At 59.8% G+C, this 3,634-nt stretch carries 4 protein-coding genes; all 4 read left to right on the top strand.

Annotated elements, in window-relative coordinates:
* Positions 1 to 154: 154 nt before the first annotated feature.
* The 4 genes from pyrE to V7080_RS24780 all read left to right on the top strand — a co-directional run bounded on the left by pyrE (position 155) and on the right by V7080_RS24780 (position 3,575).
* Positions 155 to 820 carry an orotate phosphoribosyltransferase gene (gene pyrE, locus V7080_RS24795; protein ID WP_334191044.1) on the top strand — a complete coding sequence of 222 codons (666 nt, stop codon included), beginning with the start codon at positions 155 to 157 and terminating at the stop codon, positions 818 to 820.
* Positions 821 to 873: 53 nt separating this feature from the next.
* A complete protein-coding gene (locus tag V7080_RS24790) occupies positions 874 to 1,530 on the top strand; it encodes a DUF4124 domain-containing protein (RefSeq protein WP_334191043.1) in 657 nt (218 codons plus the stop codon).
* 349 nt (positions 1,531 to 1,879) lie between these two features.
* The gene (locus V7080_RS24785) at positions 1,880 to 2,221 is read left to right on the top strand and encodes a helix-turn-helix domain-containing protein (RefSeq protein WP_334191042.1); all 342 of its coding nucleotides are present in this window, start codon (positions 1,880 to 1,882) and stop codon (positions 2,219 to 2,221) included.
* Positions 2,222 to 2,231: 10 nt separating this feature from the next.
* Complete coding sequence (locus V7080_RS24780; RefSeq protein ID WP_334191041.1) at positions 2,232 to 3,575, top strand: type II toxin-antitoxin system HipA family toxin; 1,344 nt, start codon at positions 2,232 to 2,234, stop codon at positions 3,573 to 3,575.
* Positions 3,576 to 3,634 lie beyond the last annotated feature (59 nt).

The raw sequence follows: 3,634 nt of genomic DNA, 5'->3' as shown, positions 1-3,634 counted from the left end.
GGTTGGGCTAACGGATGCGTTGACACAACCCCACTACCCCCATCCCAACCTTCCCCCTGAGTTGGGGAAGGAGCCACTCCGCGGTGGTTTGTGACGCACCAGTGCCGGCGGTGCCAAGAGACCCTGATCCCCACTTCACCATCCCGAGGTAATCTTGACCAACGTTCGTCAGCAATTCATCGAATTCTCCGTATCCGCCGGCGTGCTCCGCTTCGGTGAATTCATCACCAAGGCCGGCCGCACCTCGCCATATTTCTTCAACGCCGGGCTGTTCAACGACGGCGCCAACCTCGGCAAGCTTGCCGATTTTTACGCACAGACCCTGATCGATTCGGGCATCGAATTCGACATGCTGTTCGGGCCGGCCTACAAGGGCATCACGCTCGCCTCGGCCACCGCGGTCGCCCTGTCGGCAAGGGGACGCAACGTGCCGTTCGCCTTCAACCGCAAGGAAGCCAAGGACCACGGCGAAGGCGGCACCATGGTCGGCGCGAAGCTGCAGGGCAGGGTGGTCATCATCGACGACGTCATCTCCGCCGGCACGTCGGTCCGGGAGTCGGTCGACATGATCCGCGCCGCCGGCGCGACGCCATGCGCGGTGCTGATTGCCCTCGACCGGATGGAGCGTTCCGGCAAGGACGACGCGCTTTCCCCGCATTCCGCTGTGCAGGAAGTGACACAGGCCTACGGCATGCCAGTGATTTCTATTGGCAACCTTGACGATTTGTTGGAATATATCTCCGATGCCGGTGCCCATCCGGAGCAGGCGCAGTACAAGGATGCTGTCGCTGCTTACCGGCGCCGTTACGGCATCACTTGATAATTCAATAACAAAGTTGCGGATCATGGTCCGCAACGCCATATGGAGGCGGGATGCGAAGTGGCTGGGTCTTCCTGTGTTTGCTGATTGCGCATGGCGCTACCCAGGCGCAGATTTTTTCATGCAAGGACGCATCCGGCCGCATGATCACCTCCGACCGCCCGATGCCGGAATGCGCGAATCGGCCGATGCGCGAACTCAACAAGTCCGGCATCGTGGTCCGCGAAATCCAGGCGCCGCTCACACCCGAGCAGAAGCGGGAGCTGCAACTGCTGGCCGAACGGCGCAAGGCCGAAGAAGCCGCCCTGGAAGCGCAGCGCAAGAGCGACCTGCTGCTGCGCTCGCGCTACCACAGCGAAAGCGATATCGACCATGCACGCAAGCGTGCCCTGGGCGTGCTGGATGAGCAGGCTAAGAACGATGCTGCGATGCTGGCCGCAGCGGAAAAAAACCTGAAGTCGGTGCACGCCGAAGTGGAGGTGTACCGGAAAAAGAATCCGGTGCTGCCGCCGCTGGCGCAGCGCAAGCTCGACGAGGCCAATGAGGCTGTCGTGAAGGCTCAGAAAGCCAAGGGCGAGCGGGAAGCGGAAATGCAGCTCACCAACGTGAAGTTCGACGAGACCCTGAAACGGTACCGGGAGCTGGTGAATGGGACGCCGGCACCCGGGCAGGCTGCCGTGGGCGGCAAGTCGGCTGCTGTGTCGAACTAGGGCGTGCGTTCAATACCGGTCAGTTAAGCCTGATTGTCGCGGAAGCCATTTGAAGGGCCGCGGGGAAATGGCGAGTGGTTCTATCGTGGCGTGTAGCGATGGCCCGGCCCCGAGAGTGACTTTCACTGTCTCAATCTGTCCCGGCAGCAAGTTCTGTATCAAATCCCATTCACCGATGTTGCGTATCAAAATGCAAGCCATGGTTTGGACAATAAGGTCTTATGCTCGTTAAACGATGCATACAGCTGGTTATTGATCGAAATTACACACATTTTTGACCATTGCTATTGCAACAGGTATAGTGTTCATTAAATCGAGCATTACATCAATAATGCACCGTTTAACGAACATGAAAATCACACAAAACCGCGCTCTCCCGCCAGAAAGAATGGCAGAAATGGCCCTCATCGGCTCGCGCCTCGCACGGTTGCGGATTGCTCGCCATATCACCCAAGCAGAAGCAGCCCTGCGTGCCGGGCTGTCCCGCAACACCGCTTATCGCCTGGAAAAGGGAGATGCCGGCCTCGCAATTGGTCAGGTATTGCGATATTTGGACGCCATTGCCCCTGGAAAGACCCTGCTCGGGCTGCTGCAGGAGAACGATCCCTCGCTCGTGGCGCTTGCCGCGAGCGAGAAGCGACAGCGCGTGCGTGAAGTCACCCGGAAAGAGCGGGACAAACTGGATTTCTAGGGGCAACTAAATGCCGACAAAACAAGAACTCGCGGTATTCGCCTCCCTGGACGGCCAGTTCGTACCGGCCGGGCTGCTCACTCTGACGGAAGAGAACGACCGACTGCTCGCGTCCGAGTACGCCTACGGCCGGCGATACATCGACCGTCCCGGCGCGCTGGAAGTGGACCCGGTCAGCCTGTCGTTAAAGGACAAGGAATCGATTCGCGGGAAAAAGAGTTTCCCTGACAAGGGATTGCCCTTCTTTGGCGGCATTCGCGATGCCGCCCCTGATGCCTGGGGCCGTCGCGTCATTGAAGCAAAACGCAAGGCCCCGGCCAACGGCCTGCCGGAGTCCGTCTATCTGCTCGAAGCCGGCAGCGAACGCGTCGGAGCGCTTGATGTGCGGGCAGACATCAAGAGCGACGCGCACAACGGTCATGTACCAATGTCGGAATTGCAGTACCTGCTTGAAGCGGCCGAGCGCATCGAAGCCGGATTGCCGATACCTGCGCATCTCGAAACCATCTTTCATGGCGGCTCCGCGCTCGGCGGAGCTCGGCCCAAGGCCGGTGTGCGTGACGAGCAAGGCGTCCTGTGGCTGGCGAAATTTCCCAGCAAGGACGAACACCTCAACGTGCCGGAGATCGAAGCGGCAACACTGCAGCTGGCACAGCGCTGCGGAATGACGGTCCCGGAGGTCAGGACGCTTTCCGTCGGCGAACGCCGGGTCATGCTCATCCGCCGCTTCGACCGCATCTGGGCCGCGCCTGGCATCTACCCGGAACCGCACATGCTCTTTGCGGCCACTGCACCATCGGAAGGAATGATCGAAAAGCGGCTCGGCTTCATCAGTGGCCTGACGCTCCTTGCCTGCGACGAGACATCTGCGCGCAGTCAAAGCTATGGCTTGCTTGCACAAGCCATTCGCCGTTACTGCCATCCCGACCTGATCCGGGAAAACAACCGGGAACTGTTCCTGCGCATGGTGTACAACATTTTCGTCAGCAATGACGACGACCACCTGCGCAACCACGGCTTTCTATGGGACCCCACGCTGATGGGCTGGCGCCTGAGCCCCCTTTATGACGTCATGCCCAGACCGTCGGCGGCCTATGAACGTTTTCTCTTTCTGGGGGTTGGCCCCCAGGGACGCCAGGCGCATCTGGACAACGCCATGGCAGCGCGTGAAATGTTCAGTCTCAGCGTGAGGGACGCAGCCGCCCTCATCGCTCAAGTATGGCAGGAGGTACGGGAGTGGAAAGTGCACTTCGAATCTTTCGGCGCGAGTGGGCAGGCAATGGAGCAGTCCGCTTCGGCTTTTCGGCATATTGATGATGTTTCGAGTGCGCAGTTGCGGGCGAAGCTGCCGTGAGCGTTAGGGCTAAGCTGAACAAGCCACTGTTTTTTTGGATTGACGTCGATTTGATCGGC

Origin of the sequence: Noviherbaspirillum sp. (genome assembly GCF_036846085.1) — a bacterium.
Taxonomy (GTDB): Bacteria; Pseudomonadota; Gammaproteobacteria; order Burkholderiales; family Burkholderiaceae_D; genus Noviherbaspirillum.
This window is presented reverse-complemented; position numbering and strand designations above follow the sequence as displayed.